The sequence below is a fragment of the Agrobacterium sp. genome (assembly GCF_032092815.1).
GTDB lineage: Bacteria > Pseudomonadota > Alphaproteobacteria > Rhizobiales > Rhizobiaceae > Agrobacterium.
Genome location: NZ_DAMDBP010000001.1, coordinates 42,098 through 64,684 on the forward strand (window position 1 = coordinate 42,098; position 22,587 = coordinate 64,684).

Annotated in this window: 14 protein-coding genes; 12 read left to right on the plus strand and 2 right to left on the minus strand. The window is 56.0% G+C overall.

Annotated features, from left to right (window positions below; translation table 11 throughout):
• The first annotated feature begins 197 nt into the window (after positions 1-197).
• From RT613_RS00205 to RT613_RS00260, 12 genes are all read left to right on the plus strand, one after another.
• On the plus strand, positions 198-3,524 hold the full coding sequence (locus tag RT613_RS00205; protein WP_313612023.1) for a transglutaminase family protein: 3,327 nt from the start codon (positions 198-200) through the stop codon (positions 3,522-3,524).
• A gap of 1 nt (position 3,525) precedes the next feature.
• Entirely contained in the window at positions 3,526-5,931 is a 2,406-nt protein-coding gene (locus tag RT613_RS00210; RefSeq protein WP_313612025.1) for a circularly permuted type 2 ATP-grasp protein, read from the plus strand.
• Between the two features lie 6 nt (positions 5,932-5,937).
• The gene (locus RT613_RS00215) at positions 5,938-6,822 is read left to right on the plus strand and encodes a transglutaminase family protein (protein ID WP_313612027.1); all 885 of its coding nucleotides are present in this window, start codon (positions 5,938-5,940) and stop codon (positions 6,820-6,822) included.
• 179 nt (positions 6,823-7,001) lie between these two features.
• Complete coding sequence (locus RT613_RS00220) at positions 7,002-8,231, plus strand: TadE/TadG family type IV pilus assembly protein (protein ID WP_313612028.1); 1,230 nt, start codon at positions 7,002-7,004, stop codon at positions 8,229-8,231.
• 262 nt (positions 8,232-8,493) lie between these two features.
• Positions 8,494-10,956 (plus strand): glycogen/starch/alpha-glucan phosphorylase, encoded by a 2,463-nt coding sequence (locus RT613_RS00225; protein WP_313612029.1) that lies wholly within the window; start codon positions 8,494-8,496, stop codon positions 10,954-10,956.
• Positions 10,956-13,163, plus strand: coding sequence for a 1,4-alpha-glucan branching protein GlgB (gene glgB, locus RT613_RS00230; protein ID WP_313612030.1), 2,208 nt, complete (start codon positions 10,956-10,958; stop codon positions 13,161-13,163). Before RT613_RS00225 ends, glgB begins: the two co-directional genes overlap by 1 nt.
• A 36-nt stretch (positions 13,164-13,199) precedes the next feature.
• Positions 13,200-14,462, plus strand: coding sequence for a glucose-1-phosphate adenylyltransferase (glgC, locus tag RT613_RS00235; RefSeq protein WP_313612031.1), 1,263 nt, complete (start codon positions 13,200-13,202; stop codon positions 14,460-14,462).
• 5 nt (positions 14,463-14,467) lie between these two features.
• The gene (gene glgA, locus RT613_RS00240) at positions 14,468-15,907 is read left to right on the plus strand and encodes a glycogen synthase GlgA (protein ID WP_313612032.1); all 1,440 of its coding nucleotides are present in this window, start codon (positions 14,468-14,470) and stop codon (positions 15,905-15,907) included.
• Positions 15,908-15,910: 3 nt separating this feature from the next.
• On the plus strand, positions 15,911-17,539 hold the full coding sequence (locus RT613_RS00245; RefSeq protein WP_313612033.1) for an alpha-D-glucose phosphate-specific phosphoglucomutase: 1,629 nt from the start codon (positions 15,911-15,913) through the stop codon (positions 17,537-17,539).
• Between the two features lie 109 nt (positions 17,540-17,648).
• A complete protein-coding gene (glgX, locus tag RT613_RS00250; protein ID WP_313612034.1) occupies positions 17,649-19,631 on the plus strand; it encodes a glycogen debranching protein GlgX in 1,983 nt (660 codons plus the stop codon).
• Between the two features lie 73 nt (positions 19,632-19,704).
• Positions 19,705-20,193 (plus strand): MaoC family dehydratase, encoded by a 489-nt coding sequence (locus RT613_RS00255; protein WP_313612036.1) that lies wholly within the window; start codon positions 19,705-19,707, stop codon positions 20,191-20,193.
• A gap of 4 nt (positions 20,194-20,197) precedes the next feature.
• Positions 20,198-21,250, plus strand: coding sequence for a DUF2332 family protein (locus RT613_RS00260; RefSeq protein WP_313612038.1), 1,053 nt, complete (start codon positions 20,198-20,200; stop codon positions 21,248-21,250).
• Between the two features lie 50 nt (positions 21,251-21,300).
• Here RT613_RS00260 and RT613_RS00265 read toward each other — a convergent pair whose 3' ends face one another.
• Both RT613_RS00265 and RT613_RS00270 read right to left on the minus strand, forming a co-directional pair.
• A complete protein-coding gene (locus tag RT613_RS00265; protein WP_409558728.1) occupies positions 21,301-21,855 on the minus strand; it encodes a sarcosine oxidase subunit gamma in 555 nt (184 codons plus the stop codon).
• The coding region (locus tag RT613_RS00270) for a glycine cleavage T C-terminal barrel domain-containing protein (RefSeq protein ID WP_313612040.1) at positions 21,848-22,587 on the minus strand (740 nt) is incomplete at its 5' end. The genes RT613_RS00270 and RT613_RS00265, both read right to left, overlap by 8 nt.

The window sequence follows — 22,587 nt, forward strand, 5'->3', positions numbered from 1 at the left end:
CGGGAACGCAAGCTGCCCAACCTGTTTACCGCAAGCCCAAAGCATAAGGAACTGCCTCCTCTGCAACATAGGGCAAAATCCCTGATAAACCCTGTATAATCCGCCTTGCTTTATTTGCGTGCATTGCACAAAATCCCTTCAATAACAGAGGGGGCGGCAAAGTCCGCAGTAACCGGCGTGGCCGGAAAAAGGATAATATGTCTATAAAGGCAAGTATTTATCATCTCACCCATTACACCTATGACAAACCGGTCCGGCTCGGACCCCAGATTATCCGGCTAAAACCGGCAGCACATTCTCGAACCAAGGTCATCAGCCACGCATTGAAGGTGACGCCGGCAAATCACTTCGTGAATTTGCAGCAGGACCCCTATGGAAATTACCTTGCCCGGTTCGTGTTTCCTGAGCCCGTGAGCGAATTCAAGATCGAGGTCGATCTAGTCGCAGACATGACCGTCTACAATCCCTTCGACTTCTTCGTTGAGGAAGAATCCACCGAGTGGCCGTTTGATTATCCGGAAACGCTGCGTGACGACCTGTCAATTTACATGAAGCCGGAACCGGCAGGGCCATACCTCTCGGCCTTCATGCAAACCGTGGATCAGTCGCCCGGTCAGCCCTCGGTTGATATGGTCGTGGGCCTCAACGCCCGTCTGCAGCAAGAAACCGGCTACGTCATTCGCATGGAACCGGGTGTTCAGACACCGGAAGAGACCCTGGCAAGCAAGATGGGGTCCTGCCGCGACACAAGCTGGCTGCTGGTGCAGATATTGCGTCATCTCGGCTTTGCCGCCCGCTTTGTGTCGGGTTATCTCATTCAGTTGACACCGGATCTCAAGGCACTGGATGGTCCCTCCGGCACTGAGGTCGATTTTACCGACCTTCACGCCTGGGCCGAGGTTTATCTGCCGGGCGCTGGCTGGGTGGGTCTGGATCCCACATCCGGACTGTTGACCGGCGAAAGCCACATACCGCTGGCAGCGACACCGCACTATCGCAACGCGGCTCCAATTTCCGGCGGCTATTACGGTCAGGCCAACACGGAATTCGCCTTTGACATGCAGGTGCGTCGCGTTGCTGAGCACCCACGCATTACCAAACCCTTTTCCGATGAAAGCTGGGACCGGCTGAACGCGGTTGGAGAAGAGGTTGACCGGCTCTTGAAAGCACAGGACGTGCGCCTGACGATGGGCGGCGAACCGACCTTTGTTTCCATCGACGATTTCGAATCGGAAGAATGGAACACCGGAGCGGTTGGGCCGACCAAACGCGAAAAAGCAGATATCCTGATCCGCAAATTGCGAGAGCGTTTTGCGCCCGGCGGCTTTCTGCATTATGGCCAGGGCAAATGGTATCCCGGTGAAAGCCTGCCACGCTGGACATTTTCGCTCTACTGGCGACGGGACGGCAAACCCATCTGGCAGAATCCAGCGCTGGTTGCGCAAGAAGGCGCCGATACCGGCGTTACCACAGCAGATGCCGAACATCTCTTGAGCAGCATCGCCACCAATCTTGGCATTGCCAATGACATGGTTTTGCCAGCCTATGAGGACCCGGCCGAATGGCTCGTCAAGGAAGGCAATCTGCCCGACAATGTCGATCCATCAAATTCAAAGCTGAAGGATCCGGAAGAGCGCAATCGTATCGCCCGCGTATTCGAGCGTGGACTGACAACCCCAACCGGCTACATTCTGCCAGTACAGGCATGGAACGCCAAGGCATCCGGCAAACGCTGGGTCAGTGAAAAATGGAAAACGCGGCGCGGTCGCATCTTCCTTGTGCCCGGTGACAGCCCGGTTGGTTATCGTCTGCCGCTCGGCACCCTGCCCTATGTGCCTCCAGCCGCCTACCCCTATATTCACGAAGCAGATCCTTCTATCGAAAGAGGACCGCTGCCGGATATTGCCGCAACTGCTGGTCGCGTCATGCCTGAAGCATCTTTCAATGCGGATGAAACCACCGCACAGGAACGGGTCGAACAAACCATTGGTGAGCTGGGTGGCGCAGTGCGCACCGCAATGTCCGTCGAACCGCGTGATGGCCGTCTTTGCATCTTCATGCCGCCGGTTGAACGCATCGAAGACTATCTGGAACTGATTACAGCGGCTGAAAATGCCGCAGCCGAACTCAAGCTGCCGGTCCATATTGAAGGGTATGCCCCGCCGCATGATGAGCGCATCAACGTTATTCGCGTGGCACCCGACCCCGGCGTGATCGAAGTCAACATTCATCCCGCGTCAAGCTGGCAAGAATGCGTCGACATTACCTCGGCCATTTATGAGGATGCACGCCAGTCGCGTCTGGGTGCGGACAAGTTCATGATCGACGGCCGTCATACCGGCACCGGTGGTGGAAACCATGTGGTCGTTGGTGGCGCAAACCCCAATGACAGCCCGTTCCTGCGTCGCCCGGACCTTTTGAAAAGCCTCGTTCTGCACTGGCAGCGTCACCCGTCGCTATCCTATCTGTTTTCCGGTCTGTTCATTGGCCCGACAAGTCAGGCGCCGCGTATTGATGAAGCGCGGCATGACAGCCTCTACGAGCTGGAAATTGCGCTGGCGCAGGTTCCTGCACCCGGCGAAGGGGTGCCACCGCTGCCATGGCTGGTTGACAGGCTTTTCCGCAATCTGCTTACCGACGTGACGGGCAACACCCACCGCGCTGAAATTTGTATCGACAAGCTGTTTTCACCGGATGGGCCAACTGGACGCCTTGGACTTGTGGAATTCCGTGGTTTCGAAATGCCGCCGAATTCCCGCATGTCGCTGGCACAGCAACTTCTTGTAAGGGCACTCATTGCCCGTTTCTGGAAATATCCGGCCAGTGGCAAGTTCGTGCGCTGGGGTACGGCGCTTGCCGACCGTTTCATGCTGCCGCACTTCATCTGGCAGGATTTCATGGATGTTCTGGCCGATCTCAAGGCCAATGGTTTTGACATCGAGCCAGACTGGTTCAAGGCACAATTGGAGTTTCGTTTTCCCTTCTTTGGGGAAGTGGAATATGAGGGCGCCAAGCTGGAACTGCGCCAGGCGCTGGAACCCTGGCATGTCATGGGTGAACAGGGCGCAATCGGCGGCACCGTGCGTTACGTTGATTCTTCTGTGGAACGTCTGCAGGTCCGTCTGGAAACAGCAAACCCTGAACGTTACACCGTTGCCTGCAATGGCCGGGCCGTTCCGTTGAGGCAAACCGAAACATCCGGCGTTGCCGTGGCGGGTGTTCGCTTCAAGGCGTGGCAACCGGCGTCAGGCCTGCATCCGGTCTTGCCCGTCAACGCACCGTTGACCTTTGACATTTATGATACATGGTCTGGCAGATCGGTTGGTGGTTGCATCTATCATGTTGCCCATCCCGGTGGCCGAAACTATGACACATTTCCTGTCAATGGCAACGAAGCGGAAGCACGCAGGCTTGCACGTTTTGAGCCATGGGGACATACCGCCGGAAATTATCCGCTGCGACCGGAAACGGTTTCACCGGAATTTCCGCTAACACTCGATCTACGTCGCCCTCTGGGAGTTTGAATTGGCTAGAACGCCGGCATCGCAACGCAAAAAACAGACAGACAAGCGTTCCTTGTTTGCCTATAGCGCCTTGCCCGGCATTGCCGATGAAATGCTGGACACCAATGGCCAGATCCGCCCGGTCTGGCAAAACATGGTGGCTGCCCTTTCCCGCATGCCAGACAGGGAATTGCACGACCGTTTTGCCAGGACCGACCGATATCTGCGCGATGCTGGCGTGTTTTATCGTGACTATGGGTCTGGTGCCAATATCGAGCGCAGCTGGCCGATCTCCCATATTCCAGTCCTCATTGACGGTCAGGAATGGGAAAACGTGTCACGCGGCCTTATCCAGCGCGCCAATCTGTTGGAAGCCATCGTTGCCGATATTTACGGTGAGAACCGGCTGGTACAGGAAGGTTATATCCCGCCTGCCCTGATTGCCGCCAATCCTGAATTCCTGCGGCCTTTGGTTGGCACGAAACCGGAAGGCGGTCATTACCTGCATTTCTGTTCCTTCGAGATCGGCCGCGGACCGGATGGCAACTGGTGGGTGCTGGCAGACCGTACACAGGCCCCATCAGGTGCAGGTTTTGCACTGGAAAACCGCGTGGCAACGACCCGCGCCTTTTCGGACATCTATGCCGAAACCCATGTACACCGGCTTGCCTCTTTCTTCGGTGCGTTCCGCGATACGTTGCAGGCACGCCGCAAACATCCGGAAGAACGTATTGCAGTTCTGACCCCGGGCCCCGCCAATGAAACCTATTTCGAGCACGCCTATATCGCGCGCTATCTCGGCTTCATGCTGCTGGAAGGTGAAGACCTGACCGTTGTCAATGGCCGGGTCATGGTGCGCACTGTGGCTGGCCTCAAACCGATCGGTGTACTGTGGCGCCGTCTGGATGCCTCCTATTCCGACCCGTTGGAACTGGATCACAATTCCCGCATCGGCACGCCGGGTCTTGTGCAGGCGTTGCGCGACGGATCGGTCACCATCGTCAATGCACTGGGTTCAGGCATTCTCGAAACCCGCGCACTTTTGTCTTTCCTGCCAACCATCAGCCGACACATGCTTGGCGAAGACCTGCTGTTGCCCTCGATTGCCACATGGTGGTGCGGCCAGAAGCAGGAACGCGAACACGTAGCGCGCAACATCGAAAAAATGGTCATTGGTCCGGCCTATTCGCGCATGCCGTTCTTTGACGATAACGGCCAGTCGGTGCTGGGCGCCACCTTACGCGAAACGGCAAAGGAATCGATCGGCGAATGGCTTGCCAGCGATGGCAACAAATTGGTCGGCCAGGAAGTTGTGACCTTGTCCACCACACCAGCTTATGTCGACGGCAAGCTGGTACCGCGTCCAATGAGCTTGCGTGTTTTTGCCGCGCGCACCCAAAATGGGTGGCAGATCATGCCGGGTGGCTTTGCGCGTATCGGCAGCAGCCATGATGTAACAGCCATCGCCATGCAAAATGGCGGGACAGCGGCCGATGTGTGGATCGTTAGTGACAAGCCGGTAGAGCGCACCACGCTCTTGCCCGCCGAGGAGACATTCAGCCGAAACATGCCCGGCAGCCTGCCAAGCCGCGCGGCCGACAACCTGTTCTGGCTCGGCCGTTACATTGAAAGGGCCGAAGGTGCACTGCGCATTTTGCGTGCCTGGAATGCCCGCTACGCTGAATCGGCCGATCCGCGCCAGCCGCTTCTCGCCCATGTCACCAAATACCTTGCCACCATCGATATCGAAATGAACGAGGCGGTACCTGCAAGTCTGATAGCCAACATCAACAGCGCGATCTATTCGGCGAGCAACATTCGCGACCGGTTTTCACCGGATGGATGGCTGGCACTGAACGACCTTGCCAAGACGGCACGCCGCTTCCACGACAATATTTCGGCCGGTGATGACGCCACCCACGCCATGACCATTCTTCTGCGCAAACTGGCAGGGTTCGCCGGTCTTGTGCATGAAAACATGTATCGGTTTACTGGCTGGCGTTTCCTGACCATTGGCCGTTACCTTGAACGCGGCCTGCACATGACCCGGCTACTCGGCCACATGACCGGCCCGGATGCACCTGATGGCAGTTTCGACATGTTGCTTGAAATCGGCGACAGCGTCATGACCCACCGTCGCCGTTACAATGTCAACACGGCAGGCCTGACCGTGACCGATCTTCTGGCGCTGGACCCGCTCAACCCACGTTCGATCCTGTTCCAGTTGAACGAAATCCGCACAGAGGTCGAGCAATTGCCGAATGCTCTCGTCAACAGCCAGATGTCGCCATTCTACCGTGAAGCCATGCGCATCCATTCCGGCCTTGCGGTCATGACGCCGGAAAAGCTCGACGTGGCGCTTTACCGGCAGCTTGAAAAAGATCTTGAGCGCCTGTCTGACCTTCTTGCTCAAACCTACCTTGGTTGATGCGCCATGCTTTATGACCTCTCCATGCATATGGGCTATGTCTACGATGCACCGGCAAGCGGTGCACGCCACATCATTCGCGTCATGCCGCTGTCGCTTCCCAATCGCCAACGGCTGATTGCCGGTTCGCTTGCGGTCAGCCCGACACCGGATGAAAGAACCTCTTTCACCGACTTTTTTCAGCAGACGGCCACATCGGTGTTTCTGCGCGCTGCCCACGAAAAATTCGACATTCGCATGCAGGCCCGGGTGCAAGTGGATACACAACCGCAACAGGCTGACTTGTCGCCTGTGCTGTCTCGCCTGCCGGAAGAAATTGCCAATCACTGGTCTCTCGATGCAGGCTCGCCGCACCACCTCATCGGCACCAGCCCGCGCATTCCCCAGGACGAAGCAATCCATGCCTATGCGCTTGACACAATCATGGCCGACATGACGGTGCAAGAGATCGCCCGGGCACTCTGCAAACGCATCCACACCGACTTTACCTATGACCCGAAGGCAACAACGGTCGACACCACGCCAAGCGAAGCATTCAAACTGAAGCGTGGTGTGTGCCAGGACTTCTCTCACGTCTTCATCATGGCGCTGCGCAGTCTCGGCATTCCGGCCGGTTACGTCAGCGGTTTCCTCAGAACCATTCCGCCACCCGGCAAGGAGCGGCTTGAGGGCGCTGATGCCATGCATGCCTGGGTGCGTGTCTGGTGCGGGCAAATTACCGGTTATGTCGAGCTAGACCCGACCAACAATATTTACGCTGGCAATGACCATATCGTGGTTGGATACGGGCGCGATTACTCTGACGTATCACCCGTTATTGGTGTACTCAAAAGCTACGGCAATCAACAGACTGTACAAGCTGTTGACGTTATTCCGATCGCATCGGTTTAAGTGTGCATTTGCAGGTCACACCTGCATAATTTTATGTCGGTCACACAGTATTTCTGCACCAAAATGAGTATCGCTAAAATTTGAGCGAAGAGTTTAAGCCTTCAAGAAGACAGTCTGGATTATTTGTGGCTCACTAATTAAGGGGCTGAGCCATGACGGTGTTCTCGAAGAAAATGCGGATGCTAACCAACCTTGTTGCCAACAAAGACGGCAACTTCGGTATTTTGACGGCCATTCTCATTCCGGTGACGATTGCAACGGCCGGCGTAGCCCTTGAAATGACCAACGCCATGCAGGCCAAGGCGAATTTGCAAAACGCGCTGGACGCGGCGACCTTGTCTTCGGCCACCGCCTTCATGCATGAGAACGAAAACGTCTCGGCAGACCAGGCGGCACGTCAGGCACAGGCCTTCATCGTTGAAGAAACGTCCAAGAGAATGGGCGACAGTGCCGGATACACCGAAGAGCAGAAGAAAAAGCTCCAAGAAGACATGATGAAGAATACCAATGTCACGGCGTCGATTGACGACAACGTGGCTGGCAAAAACTACAAGATCACGGCAGACTTGAACTACAACATGCAGCTTAACCCGCTGATTTCGCTAATCACTTCGCGCACTGTGACGATCGGCGTGACCAGCACGGCAGTAAGCAGCATCAGCAAGGGTTCACCACTGTCCATGTATCTGGTGCTCGACCGTTCCGGTTCCATGTCGTTCAAGACGGACACGATCGATACGACAAAGTCGTCTTGCGCCAATTATACCGAAAGCAACTGGGGACAGAGCCAGTCGAAGGTGACCTCAAGCCCATGCTACATCAACAAGAGCGCGTCGCTGAAAACCGCCGTCAACTATCTCGTCGACACGCTGAACAAGGCCGACTACAGCTACGTCAAGAAGGGCAATCCTGAATCGAAACTGATCCGCACTGGCGCCATCGGTTATAGCGATGTCACCTACAGCGCGCAGGCAACGAACTGGGGCACCACAAAGGTCAATGATTACGTCAAGGCAATCCCGGCCTATCCGGAAGGCGGCACCAACGCTTACACGGCCCTGAATAACGCCTATGCCGCCTTGAGAAAGTCGAACACGACAGAGGCCACAGCCCATAAGGGTAATGGCAGCTCGTCCTACGAACGTTACATCGTCTTCATGACCGATGGCGAAATGTCCAGCACATCGATCGACACCAATGTGCGGACCATGTGCCAGACCATAAAGAATGACGGCATCAAGATCTTCTCGGTCGCCTTCATGGCGCCGACCAATGGCAAGTCGCTTCTACAATATTGCGCATCAAGTGCGGAAAACTACTATGCACCTGAAAACATGTCAGAAATTGTTGAGGCATTCGGTGAAATCGCTCGCAAGATGAACGACGAGACCAGCCGCCTCACCAACTGATAAAACAAAATCCATGACAGCATTTTGACGGCAGCGTAACCACGCTGCCGTTTTTCATTTTGCCTATTTGTCAAAACGCAAAAGACAGAGCGCGACAATGCGACTGATAATTTTCGATAGAATAAAATAATCATCGGGAACATCATTCTTGCAAAAACGATTATTGCAACGTCTCCGTATCGGTGCATAAATTGGACGGACTAAGTGCAAGCCAGATCGACAGAATCAGACCCTCCCTCCCTCTCAAGGTGCTGACCAGACAATGATCAATAACCTCTCTCCGGCCGATCTTCCTCTCCCCACTCCGCGCAGTTCCGATCCGGAAATTCTCGCCTCGGAAATCATCGAACGCCTGACATACAGAATCGGCAAGGACGTCAAGGTTGCAAAGCCCCATGATTGGCTGACCGCAACCATCCTTGTTATCCGCGACCGTGTTATCGACAAGTGGATGGATTCCACCCGCAAGGTTTATCAGACCGGGGCCAAGCGCGTTTATTATCTGTCCCTCGAGTTCTTGATTGGGCGCCTCATGCGTGATGCCGTCTCGAACCTGGGCCTGATGCATGAAATTCGCGATGCATTGACATCGCTTGGCGTCGAAATGGACGTCATTGCCGGACTTGAGCCGGATGCCGCCCTTGGCAATGGTGGCCTTGGTCGTCTTGCCGCCTGTTTCATGGAATCCATGGCAACGGTTGATATCCCGGCCTATGGTTACGGCATCCGCTACGTGCACGGCCTGTTCCGCCAGCAGATGGCCGATGGCTGGCAGGTTGAACTGCCCGAGACATGGCTTGCGCACGGTAACCCCTGGGAATTCGAACGCCGCGAAAGCTCCTATGAAATCGGCTTTGGCGGTTCGGTTGAAACGATCGGCGGTTATGAGGACGCGCAACGCTTCGTCTGGAAACCGGCTGAACGTGTTATCGCCATGGCTTATGACACACCGGTGGTTGGCTGGCGCGGCAAACGCGTCAACACGCTGCGCCTGTGGTCTGCCCAGCCGATTGACCCCATTCTTCTTGATGCCTTTAATGCCGGCGATCATATCGGTGCTCTGCGTGAAAGCAACAAGGCAGAAAGCCTGACGCGCGTCCTTTATCCTGCCGATGCCAACCCGGCCGGTCAGGAGCTTCGCCTGCGACAGGAGTTCTTCTTCTCGTCGGCATCTTTGCAGGACATTCTGCGTCGCCATCTCCAGCAGTATCCGGATTTTACCAGCCTGCCGGACAAGGTTTCCATTCAACTCAATGATACGCACCCAGCCATTTCGATTGCCGAAATGATGCGTCTTCTGACCGATATCCACGGTCTAGAGTTTGATGAAGCGTGGGAACTGACCCGCAAAACCTTCTCCTACACCAACCACACGCTGTTGCCGGAAGCGCTCGAAAGCTGGCCCGTTCCTCTGCTGGAACGTCTGCTGCCACGCCATATGCAGATCGTCTATGCGATCAATGCCAAAATCCTGTTTGCCGCACGCAAGGAAAAGAAGGTCGAAGACCAGCAGATCCGTTCGATTTCGCTGATCGACGAAAATGGCGAGCGGCGTGTGCGCATGGGCAATCTTGCCTTTATCGGTTCGCATTCGGTGAACGGCGTTTCGGCCCTGCATACCGACCTGATGAAGGAAACGGTGTTTGCCGATCTGCACAAGCTTTACCCTGATCGCATCAACAACAAGACCAACGGCATCACACCACGCCGCTGGCTGATGCAGTGCAATCCCGGTCTGACCGGCCTGCTGCGCGAAACCATTGGCGACGAGTTCCTGGATGATGCGGAAAAGCTGAAGGCACTGGATGGCTTTGCACAGGACAGCGCCTTCCGTGACAAGTTTGCCGAGGTCAAACGCCTGAACAAGATACGGCTTGCCAATCTTGTTGCGCAGCGCATGGGCATTCGTGTCGATCCGTCGGCAATGTTCGACATCCAGATCAAACGTATTCACGAATACAAGCGCCAGCTTCTCAACCTGATTGAGGCGGTGGCCCTCTATGATCAGATACGCTCCCACCCTGAGCTGGACTGGGCCCCTCGCGTCAAGTTTTTCGCGGGCAAGGCAGCACCGAGCTATCACAATGCCAAGCTCATCATCAAACTGGCCAATGACATTGCCCGCGTCATCAACAATGACCCATCGGTACGCGGCCTGTTGAAGGTTGTTTTCATTCCGAATTACAACGTTTCGCTGGCCGAAATCATGGTGCCAGCCGCTGACCTGTCGGAACAGATTTCAACCGCTGGCATGGAAGCCTCCGGTACCGGCAACATGAAATTTGCTCTCAACGGCGCTCTCACCATCGGCACGCTCGATGGCGCGAATGTCGAAATGCTCGAACATGTCGGTGAAGACAACATCATCATCTTTGGCAAGACGGCGGAAGAAGTGGCGCAGGCTCGCACCGATGGACACAATCCACGTGCCATCATCGAAAGCTCACGCGAGTTGTCGCAGGCGCTTTCGGCCATTGCATCCGGTGTGTTCTCGCCCGATGACCGTTCGCGGTTTGCAGGGCTGATGGATGGCATCTACAACAATGACTGGTTCATGGTGGCGGCGGACTTCGATTCCTACGCCAAGGCCCAGCGTGATGTGGATGCAATCTGGAGCGATCCATCCTCCTGGTATTCCAAAACAATCTACAACACTGCGCGTATGGGCTGGTTCTCTTCCGACAGAACCATACGGCAATATGCATCTGAAATCTGGAGGGCTTGATGAAAAAACCGCTCGATACGCCTGATCAAAAACAGACGAGTGAAATATCTCAAGCAGAAATCGAGGCGATAACGGGCGGTCTGCATTCCAACCCATTTGCGGTACTTGGTGTGCATGAGACCCCGAATGGTTTTGTGGCGCGCTGCTTCATTCCCGGCGCGGAAGAGGTCACCGCGCTGACGATTGACGGCACCGTGGTCGGTGAATTGACGTGCCGTGATACGGCCGGGTTCTTTGAAGGCCCAATCACCGTCACCGCCCGCAAGGCGCTGAGATACCGCGCCCAGCGTGGTGATGCCGAATGGGCCGTGACCGATCCTTACAGCTTCGGGCCGGTGCTCGGCCCGATGGACGATTATTTCGTGCGGGAAGGATCGCATCTTCGCCTTTTCGACCGAATGGGCGCACATCCCCTCAAACTCGAAGGCGTCGAAGGTTTCCACTTTGCCGTCTGGGCACCCAATGCCAAACGTGTCTCCGTCGTCGGCGATTTCAACAATTGGGATGGCCGCCGCCATGTCATGCGCAACCGCGCCGATACCGGCATCTGGGAAATCTTCGCGCCGGATGTTTATGCCGGCTGTATCTACAAGTTCGAAATCATTGGTGTTGACGGCAACCGTCTGCCCCTGAAGGCAGACCCCTATGCCCGCCGCGCCGAACTTCGCCCCAAGAACGGTTCGATGACCACACCTGAACTGATCCAGAAATGGGAAGATCAGGAACATATGGAACATTGGGCCAAGGTCGACCAGCGCCGCCAGCCCATCAGCATTTATGAAGTGCATGCAGGCTCATGGCGCCGCCACAAAGACGGCGGCATGTTGAGCTGGGACGAACTGGCCGCAGAGCTCATTCCATACTGTATCGACATGGGTTTTACCCATATCGAATTCCTGCCGATTACCGAACACCCCTATGACCCGTCCTGGGGTTACCAGACGACCGGCCTGTTTGCGCCGTCGGCCCGCTTCGGTGAACCGGAAGGTTTTGCCCGCTTCGTGAATGGCGCGCACAAGGTTGGCCTTGGCGTCATTCTGGACTGGGTTCCCGCCCATTTTCCGACCGACGAACATGGCCTTCGCCAGTTCGATGGCACAGCCCTTTACGAACATGCCGACCCGCGTCAGGGCATGCATCCGGACTGGAACACCGCCATCTACAATTTTGGCCGCGTTGAGGTGATGTCCTACCTCATCAACAACGCTCTCTACTGGGCGGAAAAATTCCATCTGGATGGTTTGCGTGTCGATGCCGTTGCTTCGATGCTGTACCTCGACTACTCGCGCAAGGAAGGCGAGTGGATCCCCAACGAATATGGCGGGCGTGAAAACCTCGATTCCGTGCGCTTCCTGCAAAAGATGAACGAGCTGACCTATGGTGCCAATCCGGGCATCATGACCATTGCCGAAGAATCCACGTCCTGGCCCAAGGTCTCGCATCCGGTACATGAAGGTGGCCTTGGTTTCGGTTTCAAGTGGAACATGGGCTTCATGCACGACACGCTAAGCTATTTCTCGCGTGAACCGGTGCACCGCAAATTCCACCATCAGGAACTGACCTTCGGCCTGCTCTACGCGTTTACAGAAAACTTCGTGCTGCCGCTGTCTCACGACGAAGTGGTACATGGCAAAGGGTCGCTGATTGCCAAGATGTCCGGCGATGACTGGCAGAAATTTGCCAATCTGCGCGCCTATTACGCCTTCATGTGGGGTTACCCCGGCAAGAAGCTGCTGTTCATGGGTCAGGAATTTGCCCAGTGGAGCGAGTGGAGCGAAAGCAAGTCTCTCGACTGGAACCTGTTGCAATACCACATGCATGAGGGCATCCGCCGGTTGGTCCGTGACCTCAACCTGACCTATCGCTCAAAGGCTGCGCTGCACGCCCGCGATTGCGAGCCGGAAGGGTTCCGCTGGCTGGTTGTCGAAGATCAGGAAAATTCGGTTTTTGCCTGGCTTCGCTCGGCACCGGGTGAAAAACCTGTCGCGGTCATCTGTAATCTCACGCCCGTTTACCGGGAAAATTACTACGTGCCCCTGCCAAGCGCTGGCCGCTGGCGCGAAATACTCAATACCGATGCCGAGATTTACGGCGGCAGCGGCAAAGGAAATGGCGGCAAGGTACAAGCCGTGGATGCGGGAGGGGCCATCGGTGCGGTGCTGACATTGCCGCCCTTGGCAACAATCATGCTGGAACCAGAAAACTGACAGCACATACATAAAGGCCCATGAGGGAGGACGAACATGAGCGAGAAAAGAATACAGCCTCTGGCGCGTGATGCCATGGCCTATGTGCTTGCCGGTGGACGTGGCAGCCGTTTGAAGGAACTGACAGACCGGCGCGCCAAACCCGCCGTCTATTTCGGCGGCAAGGCCCGTATCATCGATTTTGCGCTTTCCAATGCGCTGAATTCCGGTATCCGCCGTATCGGCGTTGCCACCCAATACAAGGCGCATTCACTCATCCGCCACCTGCAGCGTGGTTGGGACTTCCTGCGTCCGGAGCGAAATGAAAGTTTCGATATTCTGCCCGCCAGCCAGCGCGTGTCGGAAACGCAGTGGTATGAAGGCACGGCCGACGCCGTTTTCCAGAACATCGACATTATCGAACCCTACGCGCCTGAATATATGGTCATCCTGGCCGGCGACCATATCTACAAGATGGACTATGAATTGATGTTGCAGCAGCACGTCGATTCAGGTGCAGATGTCACCATCGGCTGCATGGAAGTGCCACGCATGGAAGCGACCGGCTTTGGTGTCATGCATGTCAACGACAAGGACGAAATCAGCGCCTTCATCGAAAAACCGGCTGATCCGCCTGGCATTCCAGGCAATGAGGATTTTGCGCTGGCCTCGATGGGCATCTATGTCTTCCATACGAAGTTCCTGATGGAATGCCTGCGTCGCGATGCCGAAGACCCCAATTCCAGCCGCGATTTCGGTAAGGATATCATTCCCTACATCGTGGAAAACGGCAAAGCCGTTGCCCACCGTTTTGCCCAGTCCTGCGTGCGCTCCGATTTCGAGCGCACACCATACTGGCGTGATGTCGGCACCATCGATGCCTATTGGCAGGCCAATATCGACCTGACCGATATCGAACCGGAACTGGATATTTACGACAAGTCATGGCCGATCTGGACCTATGCGGAGATCAATCCGCCAGCCAAATTCGTGCATGATGATGAGGGTCGTCGTGGCTCGGCGATTTCCTCGCTGGTCTCGGGTGACTGCATCATCTCCGGCTCGTCACTCTACCGCAGCCTTTTGTTCACCGGTGTTCGCGCCAACTCCTATTCCCGTCTGGAAGGCGCAATCATCCTGCCCAAGGTCACGATTGGCCGTCACGCACGGCTGACCAACGTGGTGATCGACCACGGCGTGACAATTCCCGAAGGGCTGATTGTCGGTGAAGACCCGGAAATGGATGCAAAACGTTTCCGCCGCTCTGAAAATGGCATCTGCCTCATCACCCAATCCATGATCGACAAGCTGGACGTGTAAAACCCATGAAAGTTCTTTCGGTTTCATCCGAAGTCTACCCGCTCATCAAGACCGGCGGCCTCGCGGATGTTGCAGGCGCCCTACCCCTTGCGATCGAAGCGCAAGGGGTGGAAACCAAGACCCTCATTCCGGGTTATCCGCCCGTCATGTCGGCCATCAAGGATGCGCGCAAGATTGCGACCTTCGACAATCTGCTTGGTGAAACAGGCGATCTGCTCGAGGTGAAGCATGAGGGGCTGGACCTGCTGGTTCTGGATGCGCCAAGCCTTTTTGCGCGGTCGGGTGGGCCGTACCTCGATGCAACCGGCAAGGACTATCAGGATAACTGGAAGCGTTTTGCCGCCCTGTCGCTGGCGGCGGCGCAAATCGCCACCGGAAAACTGCCCGGCTGGCAACCGGACATTCTGCACGCCCATGACTGGCAGGCAGCTATGGCGCCGATCTACATGCGGTATGCTGAGGCACCGGAAATTCCAAGCCTTCTGACCATCCATAACATCGCGTTCCAGGGCCAGTTTGACGCCACTATTTTCAGTCAGCTGGGTCTGCCAGCCCATGCCTTCATGGAGGCCGTCGAATATTATGGTTCTGTCAGTTTCCTGAAGGGTGGTCTGCAAACCGCAACTGCGCTCAGCACTGTCAGCCCGTCCTATGCCGAGGAAATTCTGACGCCGGAATTTGGCATGGGCCTTGAAGGGGTCATTGCCAGCCGCGCCGACGCACTGTTCGGCATCGTCAATGGCATTGACACAGCGGTCTGGAACCCGGCCAAGGATACGTTGATTGCCGATAATTTCAGCCAGGCCAACATCAAGCCACGTGCGGCCAACAAGGCTGCCGTTGCATCGCACTTCCGCATTGATGAAGACGACACCCCGCTTTTGTGCATCATTTCCCGCCTGACATGGCAAAAAGGCATCGACCTGATGGCCGAAGTGGCCGATGAGATTGTCGGCATGGGTGCGCGCCTCGTGGTGCTTGGCGCTGGTGATATCGCGCTTGAAGGCGCATTGCTTGCGGCATCTTCCCGCCACAATGGCCGCCTAGGCGTCGCCATAGGCTACAATGAACCACTTTCACATCTCATGCAGGCAGGTTGCGACAGTATCATCATCCCTTCCCGTTTTGAGCCTTGTGGCCTCACCCAACTTTATGCCCTGCGTTACGGTTGCGTGCCCGTTGTCGCCCGCACCGGTGGCCTGAATGACACGGTTATCGATGCCAATCCGGCAGCCCTTGCCGCCAAGGCAGCAACCGGTATTCAGTTCTCTCCGGTCTCAGCCAACGGTCTTCGCCAGGCATTGCGCAAGACATTGCGTTTTTACAATGAACCCAAACTCTGGACGCAAATCCAGAAACAGGGCATGAAATCAGACGTATCGTGGGAGAAAAGTGCTGGCCTTTATGCCGACCTTTATTCCCGTCTTGCTTCGAAAGGCAATTGAACAATGATCAAGACCGTCTCAACGACGCCATTTCAGGATCAGAAACCCGGCACGTCCGGTCTGCGCAAGAAGGTGAAAGTCTTCGCGCAACCCAATTATGCAGAAAACTTTATTCAGTCCATTTTTGACTCACTTGAAAACTTCCAAGGCAAGACACTGGTGATTGGCGGCGACGGCCGTTACTACAACCGCGAAGTCATCCAGAAGGCCATCAAGATGGCCGCAGCCGCCGGTTTTGGCAAGGTTCTGGTTGGCCAGGGTGGCATTCTGTCCACGCCAGCCGCGTCCAACATCATTCGCAAATATGGTGCCTTCGGTGGCATCGTGCTGTCCGCCAGCCATAATCCCGGCGGCCCGGATGAAGATTTTGGCATCAAGTACAATGTCGACAATGGCGGCCCGGCACCGGAAAAAATCACCGATGCCATCTTTGCCCGCACGAAGGTTATCGACAGCTACAAGATTGCCGATATTGCCGATATCGATCTTGATGCCGTTGGCTCGGTCGATGCAGGCGGCATGACCGTCGACGTGATTGATCCGGTTGCCGATTATGCCGAACTGATGGAAAGCCTGTTTGATTTTGGCGCCATCAAGGCGCTGATCTCAGGTGGTTTCGGTGTGGTTATCGACAGTATGAGCGCCGTGACCGGCCCCTATGCCGTTGAAATTCTGGAAAAGCGCCTCGGCGCGCCAAAGGGTTCGGTGCGCAATGCCGTGCCTCTGCCAGATTTCGGTGGTCATCACCCTGACCCGAACCTCGTGCACGCCAAGGAACTTTATGTCGATGTGATGAGTGCGGAAGGCCCGGATTTCGGTGCTGCATCCGATGGTGACGGCGACCGCAACATGGTTGTCGGCAAGGGCATGTTCGTGACCCCGTCCGACAGCCTTGCCATCATTGCCGCCAATGCCAAACTGGCGCCCGGTTATGCAGCTGGCATCTCAGGCATTGCCCGCTCCATGCCAACCAGTGCCGCAGCAGACCGTGTTGCCGAAAAGCTTGGCCTTGGCATGTATGAAACACCAACCGGCTGGAAGTTCTTCGGCAACCTGCTGGATGCCGGCAAAGTGACCGTCTGCGGTGAAGAAAGCTTCGGCACCGGTTCCAACCACGTGCGTGAAAAGGATGGCCTTTGGGCCGTGCTGTTCTGGCTCAACATCATCGCGGCCCGCAAGGAAAGCGTCAAAGACATCGTGACGAAACACTGGGCCGAATATGGCCGCAATTACTATTCACGTCACGACTATGAAGAGGTTGATGCAACGGCCGCCAACACCCTTGTTGCAACGCTGCGCGAAAAGCTCGCAACCCTTCCCGGCACCACCTACGGCAACCTCAAGGTCGCCTCTGCCGATGATTTTGCCTACCACGATCCAATCGATCAGTCGGTGCGCAAAAATCAGGGCATCCGCATCCTGTTTGAAGGCGGCTCGCGCATTGTGCTGCGCCTGTCGGGCACCGGCACGGCAGGTGCAACGCTTCGTCTCTATGTCGAACGTTACGAGCCGGATTCGGCCCGTCACGCCATCGACACGCAGGAAGCCCTGGCTGACCTGATTTCCGTGGCCGACACCATTGCCGGCATCAAGTCGCATACCGGCCGTTCCGAGCCAACCGTTATTACCTGATAATATCAACGGTGCCGCACATCGAGTGGTGTGCGGCACCGTAACCATGCGCGCCGGTCGAAACCTTCCTGTCGAACCCGCACAGGAAAAGCTCTGGAAGTCCCCTCCAATGGCCAATGACACCGCATTGACAGATACCGGCGGTACTTTACACGGCGGTGTACAGCTTTTTCAGGATAGCGCAGAATTTGCCGTCCGTTCGCAATATGCCTCGAAACTCGAGCTTTGCCTGTTTGACGATACCGGCAACAAGGAAATCGCCCGCCTGCCAATGGAGCGTGGCGACGATCATGTGCATCACCTGTTCGTAGACGGCGTCAAACCCGGTGCGCGTTATGGCTACAGGGCACATGGTGTCTATGCCCCCGATCATGGCCTTTGGTTTGACCCGACAAAGCTGCTCGTCGACCCCTATGCGACCATACTCGACCGCCCATTTGCCAACCATCCAAGCCTGTTCACCTTTGGTCTGGACACTGGTGCAGTCACCCCCAAATCGGTTGTGACACGGCACAAGCCCGTCACGCTGGAAAAACCGCGGTTCAATACGGGCGGTTTCATCTACGAAGTAGCCGTCAAACCCTTCACCATGTTGCATCCTGATGTGCCTGAACATCAGCGTGGTACGATTGCAGCGCTTGCCCACCCTTCCGTGATCGACCACCTTAAACATATCGGCGTTGATGCCATCGAACTGATGCCGATTACCGCATGGATCGATGAACGCCATCTGCCGCCTCTCGGCCTGACCAATGGCTGGGGCTACAACCCCGTTGCCTTCATGGCGCTTGATCCGAGGCTTGCGCCCGGTGGCGTCAACGAGCTGCGCGACACCGTCGCCGCACTCCATGCACAGGATATCGGCATCATCCTCGATCTGGTGTTCAACCACACCGGTGAAAGTGATCGATACGGAACAACACTGTCACTGCGCGGGCTCGACAATCTCAATTATTATCGCCACGCGGCAGACAATCCCGGTGTTCTCGTCAATGACACCGGCACCGGCAACACCGTTGCCTGCGACAGCGAGCCAGTGCGTCGACTTATTGTCGATAGCCTGCGTCACTTCGTTCAATATGCTGGCATCGACGGATTTCGTTTTGATCTGGCCCCTATCCTGGGCCGAACGGCGCGTGGTTTTGACCGCCAGTCACAGACACTGGCGGCCATTCACAACGACCCTCTGCTGAAAGATCGCATCCTGATTGCCGAACCATGGGACATCGGCCCGGACGGTTACCAGCTCGGCAATTTCCCGGATAGATATCTGGAATGGAATGACCGGGCGCGTGATGATCTGCGCCGATACTGGCGTGGTGATCCATGGACAACCGGCGCGCTCGCCGATGCATTGGCCGGTTCCTCGGGCATTTTTTCTCGACATGGCGGCACCAGCACCCGCAGCGTCAACTTTCTGGCCGCCCATGATGGTCTCACCCTGATGGACATCGTCTCCTATGCCGGCAAGCACAATGAACGCAACGGCGAAGAAAATCGCGACGGACATAACGAAAACCATTCGTGGAACAATGGTGCCGAAGGCGCCAGCGGCGATCCTGAGATCGTTTCAAGACGCATCGCTGATATCAAAGCCATGCTGTCGACGCTGTTTGTCACCCATGGTGCCATCATGCTGACGGCAGGTGACGAAGGTGGACGCACCCAACAGGGTAACAACAATGCCTATGCGCAGGATAACGAGCTTACTTGGCTCGATTGGGACAAACTGAACAGCGAACTGGTGGACCACACCGCGTTCCTGTCTTCCTTGCGCAAACGTTTCGCTGTTTTTTCCTCAACGGAATTTTTCACCGGCAATGACCAGGATGTTGAATGGTTGAACCCCGATGGCGCACCGATGAGCGTTGCAGATTGGGAAAGGCCTGATGGAACGCCCTTGGCGATGTTGTTGAAAACCAAGGACCTGAAAACTCGTAAGAACGCGCGTTTTGCTGTCCTCTTCAACCGCAGATACGAAGCTCAAACCTTTGTCTTGCCTGGCGGCGGCTGGAAAGCTGTTGGGGAAGACGAAAGCAACGGCATCACGCCCGTCGCGGCGCGCAGTGTCGGTTTTTATTATCAGCCATGAGAAATCTTGTTGTTGCCACATCTGGCGAACATCTAAGAAGAATACGACGACACATTCCCCGGTAACAAATATCATGACCAGTGAAATTTCATTAAAAGACGTAAAAAACCTGATCGGCAGCGAAATCGGCGTATCGGACTGGATCCTCGTCGACCAGGCCATGATCGATGCCTTTGCCAAGGCCACTCTGGACGAGCAGTTCATTCATACCGATCCGGAGCGCGCCAAAGCCGAAAGCCCGTTTGGCGGCACCATTGCGCATGGGTTTCTCACGCTCTCCCTGCTGTCTGCCATCAATTACAGTGCTCTGCCGAAGATCCGTGAACAGACCATGGGCATCAACTACGGCTTTGAAAATATTCGTTTTGTAAGCCCGGTGAAAAGTGGTGCCCGCATTCGCGGCCATTTCACGCTGGTCGAAGCACGCCTGCGTGGTGGTTCGATGATGATGACCAGCTACGATGTGTCGGTAGAGATCGAAAACGAAAAGAAACCTGCCCTGACGGCTCGCTGGACCACCATTGTGCAGTTCGACCCCAAGGACAGACCAGACGAGGATTGAGATCATGAGCGAAGCGGATGTACGACAGGCCTTTGAAAAGCAGGCTGTCGCTTGCGATACGCTTGGCTCTCCCTTCACCGCCCGCCTGTGTCGCCTAGTTGCCAAACATCTGGATAGGCAGACAATCGTTGGCCAGACCATTCTCGACTGGCCAGGCGATGCCAGTCATGCCGCTGATTCAGTGCCTTTGCGATTGGCTGGCGCCCTGCATGCCCTTGTGGTTCTTGGCGTGGGCTCAAGCCTGCAGCACGTCTATCCGCCGCACAAATCATCCGATGAAGAGTTGTGGCCAGCAGTTGCCGATGCACTCAGGCAGCGCACCGATTTCATTCTTGAGCGGTTGAAGTCTGCTCCACAAACCAATGAGGTCCGGCGTTCGGCAGCACTGCTGCCGGGTTTCATGACCATTGCCGCACTCACCGGAAAACCGTTGATGTTGTCGGAAGTGGGCGCAAGTGCCGGCCTTAACCTGCAATGGGATTTCTACCAGTATCAGCTGGGTGACGTGGCCTGGGGTGATACATCCCCAGTGTTCCTGAAGCCGGAATGGCGCGGAAAACAGCCTTTGTCCGTTCCGATCGACATATTGCAAAGAGCCGGGTGCGATCTCAATCCGTTGGATCCTTCATCGGCCGAAGACCGCCAGCGTCTGATATCCTACCTCTGGGCAGATCAGGCCGAGCGGATCGAACGTACCGCCAACGCACTGGAAATTGCCCATCAGCATCACCTCACCGTCACCCGTGCCGATGCAGTGGATTGGCTGAAGACACGATTGTCAGAGGTGCATAACGGCGCCTGCCACGTCATCTACCATTCCATCGCCTGGCAATACCTGCCTGCCGCCTTGCAACAGCAGGGGCTCGAACTGATTGAACATGCCGGACACAATGCATCTGAGAATGCGCCGCTGGCACATCTGCAAATGGAAGCCGATGACACACCGGGCAGTGCCAGCTTGACGTTGCAGCTGTGGCCGACGGGCGAAAAACACCAGATCGGCCGTGCTGATTTTCACGGCCGCTGGGTCGAATGGTTTGGCTGGCTCGGTCTTTGACCTGATCAAACCGACTGCGTTGCTCGTGACCGCGCAAAGCAGTCACAGTGTCAGAAGATCACTTCACTCGCCGCTTCACGCAGAAGTCCACCAACATATTCGGCAAATGAGCGCCAGCATTCCACCCGGAACGTATCATCCGTGACCCGGTAAAGAACAACCTCGGCCTTGCCGAACAGCGTGCGTGATACAGCTCCGACCGGAAAAGCTGCAAGCGACAGATCCTGCGGGCAACCGGCATTCAGCACATCGGCTGCATCTTCACCCGACACGATAAAGGCCGTGTTGCGATGAGAGATATCGACAGCCGAATGCATGGCGTCAGCCGTGGCGCATACGGCCATCAAATCTCCGCCGGACATGTCAATCACCAGCCATTCATCCGGTCCGAGCCAAAGGGCTGAACGCAGACCTGAGACACTGGATGTTTTCGGTTTGACCGGTAGAACAAGACCCAGTGCAGTGGAAAGTGCTGCAACCGCATCACTTTTGGCACGCAGGGAAATGCGTGTAGCGAATGCCGCCTGTTCGATCGACACACTGCCGTGAATACGCCGGAAGCTGGCATTTGGCTGCGTTCTTGTTGCTTCAACCATATCAGCCATGGATACGGCCTCCTTCCTTGTCGAAGAACACCATATCGGTCACTTCGACGGCAATCGTTCTATCCACCAGCGGAATATAAAGCGTTTCGCCCACACGTTTGTGACCATCCACCACCAATCCGAAAGCAATGGAACGGCCGAGATTTTCTGACCAGTAGGACGATGTGACATGGCCAAGCATGGTCATCGGTTTTGGCTGGTTCGGATCAGCCACGATCTGCCCGCCTTCCTCCGGCACGATGGAAGGCTCCTTGCTCAACAAGCCGACCAGCTGCTTGCGACCGGTCTTGACCAGATCAGGGCGCTTCAAGCCGCGAATACCGACAAAATCGGTTTTCTTCTTGGATACGGCCCAGGAAAGGCCGGCGTCGTCAGGCGTCACTGTGCCGTCAGTATCCTGACCGACAATGATGTACCCTTTTTCGGCGCGCAGAACATGCATGGTTTCCGTGCCATAGAGGCAACCGCCAACCGCTTCTGCCCGTTTGCGAATGGCATCCCATACAGCTGGTCCAAAATCAGCAGGCACATTCACTTCAAAACCAAGTTCGCCGGTAAAGGATACACGGAACAACCTTGTCGGCACGCCACAGAATGTCCCCTCCGCAACACTCATATGCGGGAAGGCTTCGTTGGAAATATCAATTCCCTCGACAAAGGGTTCGATGATCTCACGCGCCTTTGGTCCCTGTACCGCAATCACCGCCCATTGTTCGGTGGCCGAGGTCAACC